Annotated in this window: 17 protein-coding genes and 1 other RNA gene; 8 read left to right on the top strand and 10 right to left on the bottom strand. The window is 33.8% G+C overall.

From position 1 onward, the window contains the following. Nucleotides 1-82 precede the first annotated feature (82 nt). The 4 genes from SJY34_RS04600 to SJY34_RS04585 all read left to right on the top strand — a co-directional run bounded on the left by SJY34_RS04600 (nt 83) and on the right by SJY34_RS04585 (nt 4,999). The gene (locus SJY34_RS04600; protein WP_400079350.1) at nt 83-592 is read left to right on the top strand and encodes an RNA polymerase sigma factor; all 510 of its coding nucleotides are present in this window, start codon (nt 83-85) and stop codon (nt 590-592) included. Further along, a complete protein-coding gene (locus SJY34_RS04595; RefSeq protein WP_400079348.1) occupies nt 579-1,010 on the top strand; it encodes a hypothetical protein in 432 nt (143 codons plus the stop codon). Before SJY34_RS04600 ends, SJY34_RS04595 begins: the two co-directional genes overlap by 14 nt. A gap of 41 nt (nt 1,011-1,051) precedes the next feature. Continuing rightward, nucleotides 1,052-1,567, top strand: a complete 516-nt coding sequence (locus tag SJY34_RS04590; RefSeq protein ID WP_400079346.1) for a hypothetical protein — start codon at nt 1,052-1,054, stop codon at nt 1,565-1,567. Between the two features lie 345 nt (nt 1,568-1,912). After that, the gene (locus tag SJY34_RS04585) at nt 1,913-4,999 is read left to right on the top strand and encodes a T9SS type A sorting domain-containing protein (protein WP_400079344.1); all 3,087 of its coding nucleotides are present in this window, start codon (nt 1,913-1,915) and stop codon (nt 4,997-4,999) included. A gap of 418 nt (nt 5,000-5,417) precedes the next feature. Here the strand turns inward: SJY34_RS04585 and SJY34_RS04580 are convergent, their stop codons facing one another. Beyond that, nucleotides 5,418-6,602 (bottom strand): hypothetical protein, encoded by a 1,185-nt coding sequence (locus SJY34_RS04580; protein ID WP_400079342.1) that lies wholly within the window; start codon nt 6,600-6,602, stop codon nt 5,418-5,420. A gap of 283 nt (nt 6,603-6,885) precedes the next feature. Between SJY34_RS04580 and SJY34_RS04575 the strand changes: the two genes are divergently transcribed. After that, complete coding sequence (locus SJY34_RS04575; RefSeq protein ID WP_400079340.1) at nt 6,886-8,805, top strand: DNA/RNA non-specific endonuclease; 1,920 nt, start codon at nt 6,886-6,888, stop codon at nt 8,803-8,805. A 39-nt stretch (nt 8,806-8,844) separates the two neighbouring features. Here the strand turns inward: SJY34_RS04575 and SJY34_RS04570 are convergent, their stop codons facing one another. Continuing rightward, complete coding sequence (locus SJY34_RS04570; protein WP_400079338.1) at nt 8,845-10,026, bottom strand: hypothetical protein; 1,182 nt, start codon at nt 10,024-10,026, stop codon at nt 8,845-8,847. 89 nt (nt 10,027-10,115) lie between these two features. On the opposite strand from SJY34_RS04570, the gene SJY34_RS04565 reads away from it, so the two are divergent. Next, nucleotides 10,116-11,801: a pseudouridine synthase gene (locus tag SJY34_RS04565; RefSeq protein ID WP_400079336.1), complete on the top strand. Its 1,686-nt coding sequence runs from the start codon at nt 10,116-10,118 to the stop codon at nt 11,799-11,801. Nucleotides 11,802-11,859: 58 nt separating this feature from the next. On the opposite strand, the gene fahA is transcribed toward SJY34_RS04565, so the two are convergent. Further along, nucleotides 11,860-13,152: a fumarylacetoacetase gene (fahA, locus tag SJY34_RS04560; RefSeq protein ID WP_400079334.1), complete on the bottom strand. Its 1,293-nt coding sequence runs from the start codon at nt 13,150-13,152 to the stop codon at nt 11,860-11,862. A 113-nt stretch (nt 13,153-13,265) separates the two neighbouring features. Between fahA and glyA the strand changes: the two genes are divergently transcribed. Then, nucleotides 13,266-14,540, top strand: a complete 1,275-nt coding sequence (glyA, locus tag SJY34_RS04555) for a serine hydroxymethyltransferase (protein WP_400079332.1) — start codon at nt 13,266-13,268, stop codon at nt 14,538-14,540. A 114-nt stretch (nt 14,541-14,654) separates the two neighbouring features. Here the strand turns inward: glyA and SJY34_RS04550 are convergent, their stop codons facing one another. From SJY34_RS04550 to SJY34_RS04520, 7 genes are all read right to left on the bottom strand, one after another. After that, nucleotides 14,655-15,575: an alpha/beta hydrolase gene (locus SJY34_RS04550; protein ID WP_400079330.1), complete on the bottom strand. Its 921-nt coding sequence runs from the start codon at nt 15,573-15,575 to the stop codon at nt 14,655-14,657. Nucleotides 15,576-15,834: 259 nt separating this feature from the next. Beyond that, the gene (locus SJY34_RS04545; RefSeq protein ID WP_400079328.1) at nt 15,835-16,941 is read right to left on the bottom strand and encodes a hypothetical protein; all 1,107 of its coding nucleotides are present in this window, start codon (nt 16,939-16,941) and stop codon (nt 15,835-15,837) included. Next, entirely contained in the window at nt 16,892-17,410 is a 519-nt protein-coding gene (locus SJY34_RS04540; protein ID WP_400079326.1) for a hypothetical protein, read from the bottom strand. Before SJY34_RS04540 ends, SJY34_RS04545 begins: the two co-directional genes overlap by 50 nt. 117 nt (nt 17,411-17,527) lie before the next feature. Next, entirely contained in the window at nt 17,528-18,295 is a 768-nt protein-coding gene (locus SJY34_RS04535; protein ID WP_400079324.1) for a hypothetical protein, read from the bottom strand. 245 nt (nt 18,296-18,540) lie between these two features. Next, nucleotides 18,541-18,930 carry an acyl-CoA thioesterase gene (locus tag SJY34_RS04530; protein WP_400079322.1) on the bottom strand — a complete coding sequence of 130 codons (390 nt, stop codon included), beginning with the start codon at nt 18,928-18,930 and terminating at the stop codon, nt 18,541-18,543. 75 nt (nt 18,931-19,005) lie between these two features. Then, a complete protein-coding gene (locus tag SJY34_RS04525) occupies nt 19,006-19,707 on the bottom strand; it encodes a carboxypeptidase-like regulatory domain-containing protein (RefSeq protein WP_400079320.1) in 702 nt (233 codons plus the stop codon). Between the two features lie 90 nt (nt 19,708-19,797). Further along, nucleotides 19,798-20,826, bottom strand: a complete 1,029-nt coding sequence (locus SJY34_RS04520; protein ID WP_400079318.1) for a glutaminyl-peptide cyclotransferase — start codon at nt 20,824-20,826, stop codon at nt 19,798-19,800. 102 nt (nt 20,827-20,928) lie between these two features. Between SJY34_RS04520 and ffs the strand changes: the two genes are divergently transcribed. Next, an RNA gene (ffs, locus tag SJY34_RS04515) (signal recognition particle sRNA small type) lies at nt 20,929-21,027 on the top strand. Nucleotides 21,028-21,131 lie beyond the last annotated feature (104 nt).

Below are 21,131 nucleotides of genomic sequence, written 5' to 3'. Positions count from 1 at the left end.
TATTAGTGGCTTACCATAATTAAATAAAAAAAATCACCTTTTCTTGTTATGCCTCCATCCATTTTACCGTTATTAAGATATAATGGATAAAAAGGAATTTAAACATACCATATTTTCATTATCTGAGCGTTTGTTTCCGATGGTTTCTCGGATGCTTGGTACGAGAGCAAACGCTGAAGATGCGATCCAAGACATAATGCTAAAACTTTGGGTAAAGCGAAAGCAAATCGCTGAACATCCTAATATTATAGGTTTAGTGTTTTCAACGGCACGTAATCATTGTATTGATATCCTTAGAAAGAAAAAGTTAGATATATATGATGCGGCTTTTCAACTAGAAATCGTAAAATCAGAACATGGTAGAGAAGCACTAGAGTGGAAAGAGCTAAATACCATTATAAAACAAATTGTTACGCATCTGCCAGAGCAACAAAGAGAAGTGATACTCATGCGAGACTTAGATGGCTATGAGTTTGTTGAAATCGCTGCAGCGACACAACTTAAAATTGAGCATGTAAGAGTCTTATTATCTAGAGCAAGAAAGCAGGTCAGTATAGAATTGGAAAAAACGTATAGTTATGAAAGACGATAACACGGAAAGATTAATTAAAAAATATAAGGAAGGCCAAAGTACCTTAAATGAAGAACAACTTTTGTTTGAGAGTACTGAAAATTTAGAACCTTCAATAGACGCATGGTCTACGTTTGTAAAGCACAACAAAAAGGAAATACCAGAAGATTTTAATGCGCAGTTATGGCAATCGTTTGAAAAGAGAACAAACAAAAAACGTAAGGTTTTTGTTGGTATACTGTCCGCAGCAGCTTCAGTGGTATTGCTAGTCTCACTGTTTTTATTCAACCAAAACCATGATGAAATGAGTTATGCAGAAAAAGAAACCTTATTGAACCTCGCACGAGATATGGTGTATAATACAGATTCAGCTGAAGTTGAAGAACGTATTGTTTATGAAAATGACATCGTCATTATTTATACCACTAAAGAAGAATAAATTTAAATCAAATAGTTATTAATAAACAAACATTTATAATCATGAAAAAATTAATTTTAACAGTATGTGTGCTATTCGTTTCAATGTCGTTACTTCAAGCACAAGAATTTACAGTAGAAAAAAAGGATAATGGAAAGAAGGAAAAACTTCATGTAAAGGTTAAAGAAGGAGCAGAACCCGATATTTATGTGGACGGCAAAAAATTCGATTTTAGTATGGACTTAATAGATAACGACATGATTGCGTCTGTTGCTGTGGTAAAAGGTGATAAAGCCATAAAAGAGTATAATGCACCTAATGGAGTGATACTTATAACTACGAAAGCGAAAAGTGATTCAGTAGTATTTAAGATCAAATCTAGTGATGATTCTTCGTCTAATGAAAAAGCTCCTTTGGTAATTGTAGACGGCAAGCGTTCTGGTAATGAAGTGCTCAAAACTTTATCTCCTGATGACATAGAAAAGATAGAGGTCTTTAAAGATGAAGTGGCCATGAAAAAATATAACGCTCCAAATGGTGTTATAGTGATTACGACTAAGAAAGGGAAGAAAGAGTAGTAAGTAAACGTTTTAAAAGTTACGTGTAGATCTTCTTTTTAGAAAGACTAATGTATAAAAGAGCCTCTCAAATTTGAGAGGCTTTTTTTTATTAATTCAATGCCAAACTAATCAGATTCAATAAGGTTTTATCCTAAATAATTATAATTTGAGTTATGTTATCAATATTGAAACAAGACAGTTTTGCATTTAGCGAGTAGTTTAAAAAAAAGGAGTTAATTAATGCGTCTTATGTTCTTTGCTCTTTTATATAACTTGAATTACTTTTTATTAAATCAGTATAGTACAGGATACTTATAATAGCTTAATACAATAATATTATGGAAACTATTAACTATTATAAACATGAAAAAAACCACTCTTAAAGCCATCTTATTTAGCATTTTCACGCTCTTTTCATTTTTTTTGACAGCGCAAGGCGCACTGCCTTCTGATGATATTTTTAGATTGCAAAATGTAAACACAGGAGAATTCTTAACCGCTGCAGCAGGAAGTAGTCAACCTATCACAATGTCAGCTTCAGGAGAAGCCGAAAATACACATTGGACGTTTGTAGAAAGTGGCGCATTTTATAATATCGATAGCGAAAGTGAAAGTGGTGGTACTGGAATACTGCGTGCACCAGGTGCAGGTGGTCCAGGAGGCCCTTTTGTAGTTGTAAGTACTCTAAAAGCTCCACCAGCAACCGATACAGATAAAACGTGGACGATAGATTATGACGAAAATACTGACACGTATAGATTTGAATCTAGAACCGCTGGCAGATATTTGTATCACAATGCGGATGGAACTGTAACACATAGTACAGCTCCAGATACTGATGATAGAAGTGTGTGGAGACTCATTCCTTTAGTGGAAACTCCACCAGTTGGAGTACCTTTTAGATTTCAAAATGTAGAAACAGGAGAATTCTTAACCACTGCAGCAGGAAGTAGTCAGCCTATTACGATGTCAGCTTCAGGAGAAACTGATAATACACATTGGACGCTTGTAGAAAGTGGAGTTGGAACATTTTATAATATCGATAGTGAAAGTGAAAGTGGTGGTACTGGAATACTACGTGCACCAGGTGCAGGTGGTCCAGGAGGTCCTTTTGTAGTTGTAAGTACTCTAAAAGCGCCACCAGCAACCGATACAGATAAAACATGGACCGTATATTATAACGATATAGAAGACACCTACAGATTTGGATCACGAACGACAGGAAGATTTATGTATCTTGAGGTAAATGGAACTGTAACCCATGCTGCAGCCCTAGATACAGATAATAGAAGTAATTGGAGACTCATTCCATTAGGGGAAAACCCAGTGGCAATAGCTCCAGATGAGGATACAAATACTGATTTAAGTTGTCCATCTTCAGGTGAATTCCAGAACGATAATACTAGAAATGTAGATATAGCAAACGCTGTTAATGTTGGAACTGCTGATGATAGAACTTGCTATGCTGATTATTCAGAAAGTGATGTATATGGAAAAACTTGGGGTGTTTATAATATTACTGATGGGTCGAATCACTGGGATGAAATTAATCCCGTTAATGGAAATCAGTTGCAACCGCGAATAGAGCGTTCATTACCTAGATCTCAGGAAACAGGTGTTGGAAGCTTTGCGAAGTTTACAGGAACATTGAGAATTCTTGAAGTAGGAGATGGAGGCTCATTTGGTCAAAACGGAAGTTATTTAGCACAGGCCAAAGGAAAACATACAGGTGGTGGTGGATCTAATGATCCAGCTATTTGTTTGTATTTAGCGAAGCCCGTTTATGGTACAGGTATCAATGCAAGTAAGCAAGTAGCCTTTGATATATATGCCGAACGTATCTTAGAGCGCGGTGGTGAAGGTAGCGGTAGAGAAGTTGTATTCTTAAAGCGTGTAGATAAAGATGCGGAAATTAGTTTTGAATTAGAAATAGGTTTTAGAGAAGATCCAAATGATGCTACAAAAAAAATACATTATTGCGATGCCGTGATTGGAGGTGAAGCATTTAATTACAACATTCCTGATCCAGAAAGAGGTTTAGAATCTGGTATTAGATATGGTGCATACAGAGTAAGAGGAGGTAGAGCTCAAATGCGATGGGCAAATACAACATATCAGAAGGCAGAAGTTATTGATAATAGTAACATACCAATATCTGATGGTGTTTATAGATTGCGTAATGTAGAAACAGGACTGTTCTTAACTGCTGCAAGTGGAAGTAGTCAGCCTGTTATAATGTCAACTACAGGAGACGCTGAAAATACGCATTGGACGTTTATAAAAAGTGGAGCATATTTTAATATAGATAGTGATAGCGAAAGTGGTGGTAATGGAATACTGCGTGCACCTGGTGCAGGTGGTCCAGGAGGCCCTTTTGTAGTTGTAAGTACTCTAAAAGCTCCACCAGCAACCGATACAGATAAGACGTGGACTATAGACTATGACGAAACTACTGACACGTATAGATTTGAATCTAGAACCGCTGGCAGATATCTGTATCATAATGAAGATGGAACTGTAACACATAGTACAGCTCCAGATACTGATGATAGAAGTGTGTGGGAAGCAATACCACTAAGCGATCCTTTAGAGTCAACATTAGTTTCTACCAATGTTAGCTGCGCTAGCGCAGATGACGGAATGGCCAGTGTGTCGGTTACTGGAGGAATAGGGCCATATACCTATTTGTGGAGTTCTGGTGAAACAACAGCTACAATAAGTAACCTTGCAGCTGGTACATATTCGGTTACGGTTACCGATGATATAAACAGTACCGTAACGACAAGTATAGAAATTACAGCACCTAGTGAAATAGTTGTGGAGGTCACTGATAATATAGTGTTGTACACGGGCTATGATGGGGCAAACGAATGTGCTACTATTGGAGTATCAGCCGTAACAGGAGGCGAAGCTCCATACCAATTTAACTGGAGTACTGGCGAAACAACCCAAATGATAGATACATGCCCAAATAGCACACAGGTATACATAGTGACAATAACCGACGCTACTGGTTGCGAGGCTACTGCAGCAATTACCGTTGAGGTAACTGATGTAGGGTGTGGAACAGCCGCAAATTCCAAAGTACAAATGTGCCATAATGGTAAAACTATTTGCGTTGCCCAGGCAGCAGTACAAGCACATTTAGATCATGGAGATACACTAGGAGAATGTACAGTCGACCCTGCTAATGCAGTAGTCAGTTTACAAACTTTTCCAAACCCATTTACTAATTTTATAAAAGCTAACATTGAAGTAAACACATCTAGTACTGTAAAATTAATATTACTGAACAATAGCGGTAATAGTGTTATAGAACAAACTCAACAAGTTAATAATGGTGTTGAAACAATTGAATTACCATTAAATACTTTGTTAATAGGTACATATTATTTACAGGTTTATATAGATAACCAACTCTATAGTACTGAAATTTTTATTAAAATCTAAAGGCAAACTTTAGTTAAATTAGTTTATAAATAAAATAAAGAGACTGTCAAAAAAGGCAGTCTTTTTTTTATGAATTTAATGTCTAGTACCGAAATAGCGTTATACTAAAACTAAAGAACAATGAAGAAATCGGAATTTCCGTATGTAAAGCGCACTCAGAAAGACTATCCCATGTCTTTTAAGGTGGAATTGGTTTCTTGTTTCTACATTTCAGAGAAAATCTCACTCAAAAGTGGTTAAACAGAATTAGAACTCTCGGAAGGAATGCTCACTCAAATGGTTACTGAAATTTTTCCTATTATTATGTATACTACTTAGTGTGTAACTGAAAACCTTTACATTTTGTACACCGTGCTAATCATAACTCAACCTGTTAAGCGCAACAAAAAAGCCTCTCAATTCAGAGAGGCTTTTTTTATTAATTCAAAGTATAAGAATTCATTATTTGTTTGAGTTGCTGTTTTATGTCTTCACCAGAATCATAAATCATTTGTTCTTCAGTAGGGAAGGGTACAGCACGTCTCTCTAAAAATGGTAATAAATCATTTGCTAATGCTCTACGATCTCCTCTTGCGTTAGCATAGATATGTTCAAATACAAACTGACTACTTACTGGGAACGCATCAGCCAATTGCTTTGTATTTAAATTATGGTATTCTACATTACCTGTAACTTGTACCGTTTTAAACTGTCTGAATTCGTAAAACTCACAACGTACGGTTTTAAATCTATCCACTTCTATAGCATTACCTAAGCTATCTTTAACTTGATTGCCATTCTCATCTCGTAATATTTGTTTACCATCAACAATCTCTTTTTCTTTAACAAGCTGACGTTCTTTTACTTGCTCAGGTGACGTATTGATTTGTCTTAAGTTAACACGCATGCTGTAATCGTAATTGGTATTACTATCTTCTGCATTGTGGTAAACCGTCCATAGGTTATTGATACCATACGTGCTAAAGTTTAATAAATCGTTTTCTAAACGTTCTGGAATTACTTTTTCAGTATCATTAACCATTTCTACCAATACAAAATCAGTTCCTTTTATGTGTGCTTCTTCTAATAAAGCACGAACATCTCTATAGTTTGGATTAATATCCTCTATATCTCTAAACTGGTTATAAGCAAACCTGTAATCTTGTTTGGTATTATTTTGTTGATTTAAAACCGCAATGGCATTGGCATAAAGATGTGCTGATGCTTTTTCTTTTGAACTGATAAGTCCACTAGAATAATCTTTAATAGGTAGTGCGACTTCTTGTCCATCAACGTATAATGGTAAAAGCGGTCTTACACGTTCTTGTCTATTATCTAGTGCTACATAGAGATCATAGACTTTAAGATGATTCTCTGGGTTATTATCCTTATTTAAATAGTCAATGTTTGTTTTGTCTCGCTGGTTCGCTTTAGTATATGCTTCTTGAAGCATTACAATAAAATCTCCTTTTCGCTTTTTATTCTTATTCGTTCGGAGTTTGCTAATGGCATTAGTAATCGCCTGATCGTAGTTACCAGCACTTACAGATCTTTCGATTTGTTTACTAGTGCTACAAGAAATAATTAGCACTAGTGCTAATACTGAGAGTAGTAGTTTTTTCATAAGTTAAGTGTTTTGTTAGATTTGGGTTCAAAACAATTAGGTGGTAAACCTAAGTAAAATACAGATGAAATACTAATAAATACGATGAAATGCATTTATTTTTTTATTTTTGTAAGAGTAAACTTTCTTTTTGTGCGTGTTTTATAAGAATTTGTCAGTCTTACAACTGTGTTCTTTAATTCAAAATGTAGCCTTAAAATACGTAGTTCTACGTATTGATTATCAGATTTTTAAACGCTAACTTGCTTTTCAATAGCCAAACTAAGTTTAAAAGCCTATCAAAATGAAAAGATCAGAATTTAACAACAGGAACGATATTAGATTACAAGAAGATTCTAATCTGCAACATAAAATTAAGTCTATCTTCGAAGCAAAAATTACTTCAGATAGAAAAATTGGAAAAAACTCAATAAAGAATATATCTAATTTTAGAAAGGTTTTAGTAGAACACAATAATAGTGATCCTAATGGTTTTGAACGCATTTTAAATGAAAGTGACCTACTTTCTGTAAATTTTTTAACAAGAGGTATAGAAGCAGCGAAAGCTGTATGCAGAATTAGAGTACCAGTGAGAGGCGGATGGTATGGCACAGGGTTTTTAGTTGGTCCGAATTTAATGATGACGAACAATCATGTGATCTCAGACAAAAGAGAAGCTTCGCAATGCGAAGTTGAATTCAATTATGAACATGATAAGGACGGAGTTTTAAAGCACCCTATTGGTTTTAACCTGCATCCAGATGATATTTTCTTTACTTCTAAAGATCTAGACGTTACGTTTGTATCCATTTCTACAAATTCTAATGCAGGCATACCCATTGAGAGATTTGGCTATCTTAGACTTTTGCCTATAAGTGGCAAAGGTATGCCTGGAGAATGGGTAACTATAATTCAGCATCCAAATGGTGATCCTAAACAAATGACCATTAGAGAAAATCAGATTATAGAATTAGAAGGGAATTCTAATAATGCTCCCAAAAAATTTATTCATTACACTACAGATACGGATCCAGGATCTTCGGGTTCACCAGTTCTCAATGATCAGTGGCAAGTTGTGGCTATTCATCATAAAGCAGTTCCGAATCCAGATTCTGATTCTGATGAAATAGAGTTCATAGCTAATGAAGGTGTTAGAATAAGTGCCATTTTTACGCTTCTCGAATCTTCTAAGTTTTCTGATTTACAAGCGTCTAAAGTGCTAGAAAGATTGAGTATTGCTTTAGGTATAACTCCTATAATTCTAGATTCTAGTAGACCTTTCTTAAGGGATAAAACCATTGAGCCAGAATTTGAAGGGTTTCCTATAAATTACTGGGAAAGTCATCAAATGGAATTGGGTTATGACTCTGATTTTCTTAAGGTTAATATTGATTTAGAGGAAATAATTAGCCCTGTAAGCGATTCAGCTGCACGATTAAAAGATGATAGCTCTAACATTTTAGATTATTTACATTTTTCTGCGGTAATTCATAAAGAGCGAAAGTTTCCTTTGATTACTGCTGTAAATATATTTGGTGAAAAATTGATGCATCCAGGCTCAAGATCCGACAATTGGAGGCGAGACAAAAGAATGGACTATATCTATCAGCCAGGTGATAATTTTTATAGAAGGACCATTGTAGATGAAGCGGTCTATTTTTCTAGAGGACATTTGGTTAGAAGGTTCGACCCTTGTTGGGGAACTCAAGAAGAAGCAGAGATTGCTGAACAACATACATTTCATTTCACTAATGCGGCTCCACAATACCAAAGATTTAATAATGTTGAATGGGGAGATTTAGAAGATTATGTTCTAGATAAAACACAAACTACCGAAAGAAAAGTTTCAATATTTACGGGTCCGATTTTTAAAGAAAGTGATCCATCATATGGATTTCAGCGCGAAAATGGCCCTTGGCAAATTCCTGTGTCTTACTGGAAAATTGCTGTTGCCGAAAAATCTGATGGCAGTGTTTCTGCAGCTGGTTTTATGGTAGGTCAAATAGAGTATATTGAAGATTTATATGAGTCAAAGATTTTTACAGGTTTAAACCCTTATACTTTTGATGAACTCATTACTAGAAGAATTCAAGTGCCTATTGAATCAATTGAAGAGATTACTGGTTTAGATTTTACGTCACTCAAACACTTAGATGCAGCGAATGCCTTAGAATCGACACGCAGAACTCGCATAATAACTAGAGCAGACGATATCATAATTTAAGAATAAAAAAACCTCTCATAATTGAGAGGTTTTTAATTATTAACTATTTAATCTATAAGACTTTAAAATCCCTTTTAATTTCTGTTTCAGGTCTTCACCAGTATCGTACACCATTTGTGTATCAGAAGGAAATCTTACTTGGCGTTGTCTTAACAAGTTTCTATCATTTCTGTTTAGAGCACGTTCGTCTCCTCTAAAACGTCCAAATACATTTTCAAATGTAAAACCACTATCTATGGTAAAGTTGTCTATAATTTGATTTTGTTTTAGATCTGTGTATACAACATCTGCAATCACTTGTGCCGATTTCGTTTGTATCACTTCAACAAATCTTGCTCTAACATTGATGATTCTATCAACTTTAATGTCATTGCCCAAACTATCTTTTGCAACATTACCATTATCATCTAAAAGATATTCCCAACCATCAACGATTTGCCTTTGTCTTAATTGCTGACGCTCATTAATACGCTCTGGTGAAATATTAATTCGCTTAAGCTGTAATTGCATAGCAAAGTCGTAGTCTATGGTTTCAACTGTATTTGCATGATAAACTGTCCAGAACTGATCCAAACCATACGTGTTAAAATCTAACAATTCATTCTCTAATTGCTGAGGTATCACTTGGTGCGTTTCATTTACTACAGAAACGTTTACATAATCAATTCCTTTTTGATGTGCTTCATCTATCAAGCTTCTATTTTCATCAAAATTTGGATTGATAAGTTCTATATAACTAAAGATGTCATATGCTTTTCTTGCATTGTATTTGTCTTCAGAGTCTAGAAGTGTAATTCCCTGACCAATTAAATATTCAGACGTTTTATATCTATAATCTACAATTTCAGAACTGTAATCATTAAACTTAAGATTCAATGTTTTTCCATTAATTTTTAAAGGTAAAATACGCTTTATCGCATTTTGCCTTGCCTCTAAATCTAAATAGATATTATAGATGGTTTTAAATTGTTCTGGATTACCATCTTTTTTAAGATGCGCTACATCTCGTAAGTCTTCCTCTAAAACTTTGTAATACGCATCTTCAAGCATCACAATGTAATCTTGCTTACGTTTTTTGTCTTTGTTGTTTTCGAGTTTTCGTAACGCTTCAGAAATAGCCTGGTCATAATTACCATGGCTAATGGCGCTTTCCATTTGTTTTTTGGCACTACAAGATACGAGTACCGAAACTAGGACTGATAATAGTAAAAATCGTTTCATAATCTTGTGTTTTTATGGGTTATTAGTATGTAAATCCAATTATGATGCCAAAGTAGTTTTTCGTTTCTTTGTGCAGTAAATACATATGAATGTTTAAAGCGGAAAAATCTCTTTTTCACCCTATAAAACCTAGTGTTTTGGTTGAGTTGCCAAAACAATTCACCTATCCGTTTTATTATCAACCAGATCCGCTTTGTGTTACTGCTGCATATGAGGTAAAAGCGTATCTCAATACTCAGACTGATTTTGAACATAACTTTGGCTTGGATACTACCAAACAAGGGCTGAAAATTGGAAAAATGTTTGGTGTTATGATTGTTGAAACTGTCGAAGGACGATTAGGATATATTGTTGCATTTTCAGGAAAATTAGCCGAAAGTAATCATATCAAAGGATTTGTACCACCAGTTTTTGACACACTTAACAAAGACGGATTTTACAAACGAAATGAAGCACATTTAAATGGTTTAAATACTAAAATTGAAACGTTAGAACATAATCCGGAATTAGAAGAAGCGAGATTAAATTTAGAAAAGCTTAAACGAGAACGGATCAAAAAGCTTGAAAACTTCAAAAAGACTGCTAAGGCCAATAAGCTAAAACGAAAACGGCAAAGAGTAGAAGCAGAGCTTCAATTTTCAGAAGTAGAGAAATCATCGCTTTTTGAAGAATTAAAGCAAAAAAGTATTCAAAGTAATATTGATTTAAAGTATTTAAAATTGAATCTTGAAGCTGAGCTAAAATTAGCTGAACATAAATTGGCTGAATTAATAAAACCCATTGAAGCCTTAAAAAAGGAAAGAAAAACGCTTTCTGCAAGTTTGCAAAAGCAAATTCATGAACAGTATCGATTCTTAAACGCAAAAGGAGAAACCAAGGATTTAATTGATATTTTTAAAATGACTGATTCAGGTCAACCACCTGTTGCAGCCGGCGAATGTGCAGCACCTAAATTATTTCAATATGCTTATGAGAATAATTTAAAGCCTATTGCAATGGCGGAATTTTACTGGGGAATTTCACCAACAGCAGAAGTTAGAAAGCATGGCCAATTCTATCCATCTTGTCGTGGTAGATGCGAACCCATTTTAGGACACATGATGCAAGGTATGGATGTTCAGCCGAATCCTATTAAAACCGCTGGTGTTTTTAAAGGAGAATTAGAAATTGTTTATGAAGATGATTTTCTGTTAGTTCTAAATAAACCGCATGAGTTTTTGTCCGTACCTGGAAAAACAATTAAAGATTCCGTTTTAACTCGAATGCAATCCTATTTACGTTATGCTTCTGGTCCTTTGCTTTTACATCGATTAGATATGTCTACATCGGGTTTGTTATTAGTTGCCAAAAATGAAAGAACCCATAAAAATCTTCAAAAACAATTTATAGATCGTACTGTAAAAAAGCGCTATGTCGCATTGCTAGACGGAGTATTAGATAAAACTGAAGGTTATATAGATTTACCAATTCGTGTAGATTTAAATAATAGGCCAAGGCAATTGGTTTGCTATGACCATGGAAAATCGGCGATTACAAAATATAAAGTCGTAAATATTGAAAATAACAAAACCCGAATTTATTTTTATCCAATTACAGGCAGAACACATCAATTACGATTGCACGCAGCACATCATAAAGGTTTAAATGTTCCTATTGTCGGTGATGATTTGTACGGAACTGTTTCTAATCGTTTGCATTTACATGCGGAAACTTTGAGTTTTGAACATCCTGTAAACAAAGAGTGGGTGAGTTTCACATGTAATGCACCTTTTTAAAAACGAAAAAGCTCACAATTAACAATTATGAGCTTTAAAATAATTTAAAGTAAATTCTTTATTTCTTTTTCTTGGGATTAAAAACAGGTAATAATTGTGTCTTCACTTGTCCAAATCCAATACGTACATCATCATTTTCGCAATGTCCTCTCATAACTACCGTATCGTAATCATTAATGAATTTACGTTCTGTACCATCTTTCATTTTAAGTGGCTTTGTACCTTTCCAAGACAATTCTAACATGGAACCATATGAATCTGGCGTAGGACCAGAAATGGTGCCACTTCCCATCATATCACCAGAATTTACAGGACATCCATTGACTGTATGGTGTGCTAACTGCTGTGCCATATTCCAGTACATATATTTAAAATTCGACTTACAAACCGTAGTTTCTTTACCACCTTTTGGTTGAATACCGACTTCAAGATGAATGTCAAAGCTTTTCTTTCCTTTAGTTTGAAGATATTCTAATGGCTTAGGATTTTGCTTTGGGCTTTCCGTTCTAAATGGCTCTAAAGCATCTAATGTTACAATCCAAGGCGACATTGATGATGCAAAACTTTTTCCTAAGAATGGACCTAATGGTACATATTCCCATTTCTGGATATCGCGAGCAGACCAATCATTGAATAATACTAAACCAAAGATATATTCTTCAGCTTCTTCTACCGGAATTGATTCACCTAAATCATTAGCATCGGTAGTGATGAAAGCCATCTCTAATTCAAAATCCACCAATTGACTTGGGCCAAACACTGGTGATTTAGCACCTTCTGGCATGGTTTGGCCTTGTGGTCTATTAATTGGAATATGTGTGGTGATAATAGAAGAACTACGACCATGATAACCTACTGGCATATGCACCCAATTTGGCATTAAAGCATTTTCTGGGTCTCTAAACATGGACCCTACATTTGTTGCGTGTTCTTTACTAGCATAAAAATCTGTGTAATCACCAACATGTATTGGCATCTGCATTTCTATCTCATCTAGTCTAAAGCAAATAATTTCTTTATGTTTAGTATTGTTTTTGAGCGTTTCGTTAGTAGCATCAAAAATTTCAGCAACACGATTTCGTACAGCACGCCATGTTTTTCTTCCATCGGCAATGAAGTCATTCAATGAATCTTGAAGAAATATATCATCTGTTAGCGGAATGCCTTTAAAATAGCCTAATTGATGTAACGCACCAAGGTCAATGGCTGTATCTCCAATCCGTGTTCCAATGGTAATTATATCCTCTCTAGTGAGAAATACACCAAATGGAATATTCTGAATTGGAAAATCAGAATATTTATTAACGTATAACCAAGAAGTTCTATTTGGGTTATTGGCTGATAATGGCATAATGCTGTTGTTGATTAAATGTTCATTAATTTCTATTCAAACGTACATAAATTTTAATATTAAAACTAATGTAATTCGTATTTTTGATGCTCATTTAACATAAGATAATATATATGCAACGCGACGAACAAATTTTTGAACTCATACAAGCAGAAAAAGAACGCCAGACAGATGGTATAGAATTGATTGCTTCAGAGAATTTTGTTAGTGACCAAGTGATGGAAGCTGCTGGTTCTGTATTAACAAACAAATATGCTGAAGGTTATCCTGGTAAACGCTATTATGGTGGCTGTGAAGTGGTTGATGAAGTTGAAAACATCGCTATTGAGCGCGCTAAGACCTTATTTGGTGCTGCTTATGCTAACGTGCAACCGCATTCTGGTAGTCAGGCAAATACAGCAGTTTTCCATGCATGTTTGAAGCCAGGAGATACTATTTTAGGATTTGATTTGTCTCATGGTGGGCATTTAACACATGGTTCTCCAGTTAATTTTTCAGGGAAATTATATCGCCCTACATTTTATGGTGTAAAGAAGGATACAGGGCATATTGATTATGATATGTTAGCTGACCAAGCTAAAAAGGAACAACCAAAGTTAATTATTGCAGGTGCTTCTGCCTATTCTCGTGATATTGATTTTGCTAAGTTTAGAGAAGTAGCAGATAGTGTAGGAGCTGTATTATTAGCAGATATATCGCATCCAGCAGGCTTAATTGCTAAAGGTATTTTAAATGATCCAATGCCACATTGCCATATCGTAACGACTACAACGCACAAAACGTTGCGTGGTCCAAGAGGAGGCATGATAATGATGGGAGAGAATATTGAAAATCCATTTGGCATTACCTTAAAAAGCGGTAAGCTTCGTAAAATGTCTGGTTTATTAGATTCTGGTGTTTTTCCAGGAAACCAAGGTGGACCATTAGAACATATTATTGCTGCTAAAGCCATTGCTTTTGGTGAAGCATTAACAGATGAGTTTATGCATTATATGTTACAAGTAAAGCATAATGCAGATGCTATGGCAAAGGCTTTTGTTGCTAAAGATTACAACTTAATTTCTGGTGGAACTGACAATCATATGATGTTAATTGACCTCAGAAATAAGAATATTACAGGTAAGGATGCAGAAAATGCTTTAGTAAAAGCAGATATCACTGTAAATAAAAATATGGTGCCATTTGATACGGAATCACCTTTTGTAACTTCTGGAATTAGAGTTGGAACACCAGCTATTACTACGAGAGGGTTAAAAGAAACAGATATGGCTTTGGTAGTTGATTTGATTGATGAAGTACTAACAAATCACGAAAATGAAACAGTTTTAGAGGGTGTTGCTGAGAAAGTGAATGAATTAATGGGAGGACGACCTTTGTTTAATGCATAGTCTATGTTGTTATGCTGAACTTGTTTCAGCATAACACTATTAATTATATAGATTCTGAACTAAATTCAGAATGACAAAAAAAGCCTTTCAATTTAGTTTGAAGGCTTTTTTTGATCATTGATCATTTAAAAATTTTAGAATACGATTAAAATACGTTTCACCTCCAACCTTCCAAACATTAGAATGATTTGCAGAATCAATTTCTATAAACTCTTTTCGCTTACTTGGTATTGCTGAAAAATTAGCTCTTCCGTATTTAATATTGATACGTTTATCTTGATTTCCATGCACTAATAAAATAGGTTGATTGATAGATTTACAATATTTGATGGGCTTAGCATCGTTTGAATCAAATTCTGCGATTTCTCCTGTTCTATTAACTAAATAATTAGAAAAAGGCGAATAACTAAAACCGGCATGTAAATCGAAATAATCATTTACAATAGTTTTAAAATCTGAAAATGTACTTTCTATGATACCGAATTCAATTCTTTTATCATAACCCATAGCTTGCAAACCAATGCCGCCTCCAAGAGATTGTCCCCAAACTCCGAAATGGTTGAAGTTTTCTTTTTCAGATAAATAATCAATCAGAATTTTAATATCTCTTTTCTCATTCACTCCAAATGTACAGAAGTTACCTTCACTTTTTCCATGAGCTCTAGAATCGAGGCCAACAGAGTTATATCCATTTTTAGATAGAAATTGAATAGCGTTTTTAAATTGATGTTTATCTGATCGTATTCCGTGTAATAATATAATTGTTCCTTTTACAGAACCTAAAGACGAATATGATATTTGGGCAGATAGTTTAAGATTATCAAATGAACTGAAAAAAAAGTCTTTTTGTTTTATTTTATGACTATTATTTGAGACTATTTGGTGATTGACATTGCGATTTCTTTTTATTAAGCTAACGACAGGGTTTCTAATTTCAGAAATCAGTCTTGGTACGAAAAAATGGACTAATAGTATCCCAATAGTTATTACAAATAATACAATCCGTCGAATGAGTTTTACCTTCTGCTTGTTCAATATATATTTAATTTGAGGGGCTTTTATCTTTTTTAGAAATCCATAAATAATTTAGTCCTATTGAGACTATTAAGATGACACCGATTATGATAAAATTATTTGTTGATAAAAGGTCAAAATCCGATCTAAATAATTTATTTAATAAAGCTATGATATAAATAAGTGCTAATGAAATATTAAAGAATAACCAGAGGTATTTTAATAACTCAAGTATAAATTTGGAATAATTTAGTCTTTTACTCAAAAGTTTTACTATTTACTAATCCTCAAAAACCATACTCTCAAAGGCACCAGAATCTGGCTCAGTTGTATTTCTTACTCTATTTAATAAATCAGAACCAGCAGGCATTAATGGTAGTGCTATGCCATTAGCTCCAGAACCTTCACCAATACGCATTAAATTTTCAAAAGGATCTTCAAAATCTGGATCCAGGTTAAAAATATTATCAACATAGAAATCAGTGTCATCAAACATATAGTTACCTGTACCTTCTATATTGTTATTGTTGAAACGTAGCAAACAATTGGTGAATTTGTAATTAAATACTGAGCCTTCATTTTCTAATAAAAATTCTGGATCATCATTACCATAAATAATACAGTTTGTAAAGTTTGCCTCCGTTAAATCATTAGTGATAGGTATTCCGTTTTCATCGAGAACAAAATCATTTAATAGCAGGGAAGGGAACTGTCTAAAACTACTGTTCCAATAATTTACAATACTGCAATGGGTAAAGTTGTATTTTCCACCAAGTGCACCAGCGAAGGAAGATTGACCACAGTTGTTTATAACGACGTTTTCTGCTGCAATCGACGTCGCCCTTCCTAAAATCCCGAAACTACTTGCGTTATAGACTTGAGAATTTGTAATTGTTAATTTATCGTTTGTTGCATCTTGATTGCCTTCAGATAAAATACCAATCGTCGCATTTCTTATAGTTGCATAGTTTATGGTGTTATTTACACTACCATTAAACAACCAAATAGTTCCCCATTGACCTGGAACATCGGTGTAAAGTGGTTCTAAACGATCACCTTCTAAAATGACTTCGTTATCTAAAACATCTTGATCTGTGCTTAGTTCTCCATTAATATTCAGTGTCGCATTATCAGTGACTATTATTCCTGAATCTGAATGAAAGTGAACACGTGCACCAGCCTCCATAGTTAGTGTTTTGCCTGCGTTCACTCCTGCATAACCGTATATTACATAAGGCTTTTCATTAGTAAATGTGAGTTCAGAATCTTCTAAAAAACGACCTTGCAATGTTGTTTCGTCGTCATTACCATCACCATCTACATCAAAAGTTAAGGTTTCAATAATTCCTGTAGTAGTATCTTCTGTTTGGGTAAATAAAAACCGCATCTTTTACTAAGGTTACTAAGTCAACATCTTGTTGATTACTCCCTGTATCAAAGAGGATTTTATCCGTATATAAAAATTGTGAATCAGAATTAGAAAGTGTTTCAATATCAATAGTTGTTTCAATAAAAATAAATAAACTATCCTTTGCTAAAAGTTCTACATCCTCAAAGAATTTACCTTCTTGTGGCGTACCTACTTCACCAGTTCCACCATCTACATTCATTCTGTAAAATGAATTGATTCCGTTTTCTAACTGAATCGTTGGGATAACAATATCATTATTACTACGATTGTAAACTTTTAAATTGTAAGTGCTAGAACCAATATTAGTAAAAACGGTATCTAAGTAAATCGTATCTTTTGCAAATTCTAAGTTTCCTGTGCTTGGTGAAAATTCAAAATCGTTACGACAAGAACTCCAAAATAGTAAGATTCCCAGACACAATAAAAACGATAGTAATTTCTTCATAAAAGATAAATGTAATTATGGCTTAAAAATATAACTTTTGAAGTTAGGATTTATTATGAAGTTGTAGAATTAATATTAACGGTATATGAAATGTTGGTGTAATATCTAATTCTACTATTAATCTTTGATGGTACTCTTCTCACCATATTCCTCCAACAGTATTAAAAAAAGCTGACTATTAAGGACCAGTTCTTCAAGCAATTGCATCTTTTTTTCATCTTTAAGTAATTCTGAACTTATTTGTTTAGCATCACAGAAATCATAAAATAGATGGACTTTATCTTCAGGTATTTTTAAACTTTCAGTGACCAAACGTTTATTAAAAAACGAACTTTTAGTAAATAAAGAATCCATTTGCTTATAAGTAATGGGTTGATAAATCGGAGCTTTGTACTTGTTTTTCTTTTTTAAGAGTTTTACAACTAATCCAATAACTGCAAATATATCTACTCCATAGCTCTCGTTTGCAGGTCGATATAGCCCTGGATTATTTTTAATATCTTCTTTAATTAAATTCTGAAGTTCAATATTATAAGTATCTTCTTCAAAAAAGGGTTGTTCAGGTTCCGCTTTAACTTCTACTTCGTCTAGTTCGCTTACTATTTTTTTGAGTTCAAATACTGCAATTCCATCAAAGTGAATAGGTTTTAGTATAACAGCCTTTGGATGATAGAATAAAGATTCGAATAGAATAGTATCATTTACTTTTGCGATAATACTAAAGTTTCCATCGTCGTTAGTGGCAGTTACTCTATTCTGAGTTTCGTTAAATACTTTTATGTTTTTTACTGTTGAAATGGAATCATAGACCTTACCTTTTAAAGTTTGTGCATCTAGTGATGAAGAGCAGTAGGTTAAAACAATAAATAAAAGTAATGGACGCATGGTTAATTGATTGATGCCTTAAAGAAAAGACTTTCAATTGAAATCAATCCAGACATTAAAAAAACTTTAACCTAAATTATACCATTTACAAATTGAATTCACCACAATAAAACTCCCTTTTTTCCTTTCTATTTCAAAATAAAAAGAAACCGTAACTTAGGCTATACTTTATTTTTCTTTCTCTTATAAAGAAAAAAACATCATTTTATTTTACGATAATTTCAATCAATAACTAGTATTAAATGTTAATTGAAAAGCTCAGCTATTCTTGGAGTAATGCGAGTTGGTCGTTGTGTTTTAGAATCAATTAGGCACCATTTAGCTTTAGATTTAACAATGAGTTGATTTGTTTCAGCATTTATAATTTCTACATGTCTCGTAGTACTTACACCTTCAACTTGCGGAACATAAGTTTTTAGTAGTAATTTATCACCGAGCAAAGCCTGACTTTTGTATTCAATAAAATGGTTCACCAAAAACCAAGAATAGGTTTCTAAAATCTCTTTAGAAGCATAAGCTAGCCAATGTTCTTTTGCAATATCCTGCACCCACTGAACATAGCGTACATTATTTACATGGTTAAGATCATCAATATCGTCCTTTAAAACCGTAATGGTTTTTTCGAATGTCTGCATTAATTTTATTTTAATGCGTAAAGGTATTACTTCTTAAGGAATAGACTTTTTAATTATAGTTATAGTTTACCAAGACTATTCTTTATTCTCTTTATCGTGTTTACTCTTAGGTATTTTAATTGATTTAGGTTCATAGATTTGTACTTCGCCCATAATTTCTAGATGACTTTCTTTAAACTTAATATCAATAACTTTAGATTCTTTGATTATAACCTCTCTTTTTTCAAATCCTAAATAGCTAAAAACTAAAATGTCACCTTTTTTTGCTTTTATCTTGTATTTACCCTTTTTGTCTGTAACCGTTCCTAGTGCTGTCCCTTTTATTATAACGGATACTCCCTCAACAGGTAATTCGCCTAAAAAATTAGTTACTGTACCAGAAACTACTTTTTTGTTCAGTACAGACGTTGCTATTTTTCCTTTAATATGTGTTGGCTTAATTGAATCTGTTTGTACAATTTTTGGAGCACCTTGTGCAAAACTTTTTTGACTCCCAAGTGCTATAAAGGCAAATAGTCCGGATGCTGCCCAAGACATATAGTTATTTCTATCTTTTCTAGCCAGAACAATTTCTCTATCTAATTGTTGATTTTTAAAACGTCCGCAAAGATCTCCTTTGTTCTCAAGAGCTATAATAATCTGCTCATCAGTTTGTTTGGTAAAGTCAATAACGGTCTTATTGCAAGCTGCGCAATGACGGCCTTTTTCTTTTGGAGTCATTTTACTCCAATCTTCATGACAAGGTTCTGCAATGTTTAAAGTGATAGATTTTCTCATAGTTACTTTGATTTTATGTGTCAAAGAACTAAGAGTTTAAGTTAAAATACAATCGATAATGAGTAAACTAAGCGTTTGAGTGAGTAAAGTTTATTGTTTCTTAATTCTAACCTCAAAAAGCTTATCCCAGTTCTTGCCAGTTACAAAGATTGTTTTACGCTCAGGATGATAAGCAATGCCATTGAGCACGTCTAAATCGCTATGCTGTTTTACTAGTTTCCTAAGTGGCTTAAAATCAATAACACCTTCTACGCCACCAGTTTTAGGGTTAATGATAACCACACCATTTTTCTGATAGATATTGGCATATATTTTACCGTCAATCCATTCGAGTTCATTTAGCGCAGGAATTTTTCCTTTTTCAGTGTAAACTTCTATGTGGCTTTTTTCAGTAAGATTTTCAGGATTTAATAACCATATTTTTTCTGTACCATCAGATTTATAGAGAGTTTCCCCATCATTACATATTCCCCAACCTTCTTTGCTAGTTCCATAATCAAAGGTGCTCAGCTCTTCGAACGTATTTACATCGTAAACAAACCCTCTTTCTGCTTGCCATGTTAATTGATAGATCTTATCATTAAGAACAGTAAGGCCTTCACCAAAATATTTATCCTCTAAATCTATATTTTTTAAAACTTCACCTGTTTCAAAATTCACCTTTCTAAGCTTAGATTCTTTCCGTTGACCTGTACTTTCATACAATTCTCCATTATGAAACTCTAAGCCTTGTGTGTAAGACGTGATATCGTGAGGGTAGGTGTTCACTACTTCATATTTATAATAAGAAGGAATTATATTATTATATATTTTCAAGGATTTAGTAATCGTTTCTGTATTGTCATCATAATTCACCTTAGCAGTAATAGTTTTTTCGCCTAAAGTAATTGCGTTTAGTATTACATTTTTATCAACTGTTTCTCCATCTAATTGATAACTAACATCTGTAATATTCAATTTTTTAGGATTGTTAATAGACAGTTTTAATGTATCTCCTAGCATTGCAGATTTTGAGCTCGTCTTTATTGATAAGCCTGTCTGTTTTGAAGCATTATTGCCACCACAATTAATTAAAAATAAACTTAAACAAATGACTATGATATATTTAGATAATTGCATAATGTATCTCGGATTTTTGAGCAAGTTATTAAAATAAAATTCAGTTTAAAAATCTGCATATAAATCATTGTAAAAGTTTTAAAAGGTTGTATCTTTGCCGCCGGGCAAGTCCTACACAACCAGCTCCTGCTTAATCCTCCAGGACGGGAACGTAGCAAAGGTACGCGGTCGTAGCGGTGTGATGTAGGTAGCTTGCCTTTTTTTATGCAATAAACTCAAATCTTGAAAGCCTTGGCGAATCAAGATTTTTTAGTTTAGCATAATCCCAACGAAGGTTGGGATCTCATTCTTTAAATTAAGAATTT

Origin of the sequence: Winogradskyella sp. R77965 (assembly GCF_044594915.1) — a bacterium.
Classification (GTDB): domain Bacteria; phylum Bacteroidota; class Bacteroidia; order Flavobacteriales; family Flavobacteriaceae; genus Winogradskyella.
The sequence above is the reverse complement of the archived record's forward strand: the minus strand, read 5'-3'. Positions and strand labels throughout refer to the sequence as shown.

Bases quoted from the DNA above. Each gene is read 5' to 3' on its own strand.
- SJY34_RS04600 (WP_400079350.1), top strand. From the start codon at position 83: ATGGATAAAAAGGAATTTAAACATACCATATTTTCATTATCTGAGCGT.
- SJY34_RS04595 (WP_400079348.1), top strand. From the start codon at position 579: ATGAAAGACGATAACACGGAAAGATTAATTAAAAAATATAAGGAAGGC.
- SJY34_RS04590 (WP_400079346.1), top strand. From the start codon at position 1,052: ATGAAAAAATTAATTTTAACAGTATGTGTGCTATTCGTTTCAATGTCG.
- SJY34_RS04585 (WP_400079344.1), top strand. From the start codon at position 1,913: ATGAAAAAAACCACTCTTAAAGCCATCTTATTTAGCATTTTCACGCTC.
- SJY34_RS04580 (WP_400079342.1), bottom strand. From the start codon at position 6,602: ATGAAAAAACTACTACTCTCAGTATTAGCACTAGTGCTAATTATTTCT.
- SJY34_RS04575 (WP_400079340.1), top strand. From the start codon at position 6,886: ATGAAAAGATCAGAATTTAACAACAGGAACGATATTAGATTACAAGAA.
- SJY34_RS04570 (WP_400079338.1), bottom strand. From the start codon at position 10,026: ATGAAACGATTTTTACTATTATCAGTCCTAGTTTCGGTACTCGTATCT.
- SJY34_RS04565 (WP_400079336.1), top strand. From the start codon at position 10,116: ATGTTTAAAGCGGAAAAATCTCTTTTTCACCCTATAAAACCTAGTGTT.
- fahA (WP_400079334.1), bottom strand. From the start codon at position 13,152: ATGCCATTATCAGCCAATAACCCAAATAGAACTTCTTGGTTATACGTT.
- glyA (WP_400079332.1), top strand. From the start codon at position 13,266: ATGCAACGCGACGAACAAATTTTTGAACTCATACAAGCAGAAAAAGAA.
- SJY34_RS04545 (WP_400079328.1), bottom strand. From the start codon at position 16,941: ATGCGGTTTTTATTTACCCAAACAGAAGATACTACTACAGGAATTATT.
- SJY34_RS04540 (WP_400079326.1), bottom strand. From the start codon at position 17,410: ATGAAGAAATTACTATCGTTTTTATTGTGTCTGGGAATCTTACTATTT.
- SJY34_RS04535 (WP_400079324.1), bottom strand. From the start codon at position 18,295: ATGCGTCCATTACTTTTATTTATTGTTTTAACCTACTGCTCTTCATCA.
- SJY34_RS04530 (WP_400079322.1), bottom strand. From the start codon at position 18,930: ATGCAGACATTCGAAAAAACCATTACGGTTTTAAAGGACGATATTGAT.
- SJY34_RS04525 (WP_400079320.1), bottom strand. From the start codon at position 19,707: ATGAGAAAATCTATCACTTTAAACATTGCAGAACCTTGTCATGAAGAT.
- SJY34_RS04520 (WP_400079318.1), bottom strand. From the start codon at position 20,826: ATGCAATTATCTAAATATATCATAGTCATTTGTTTAAGTTTATTTTTA.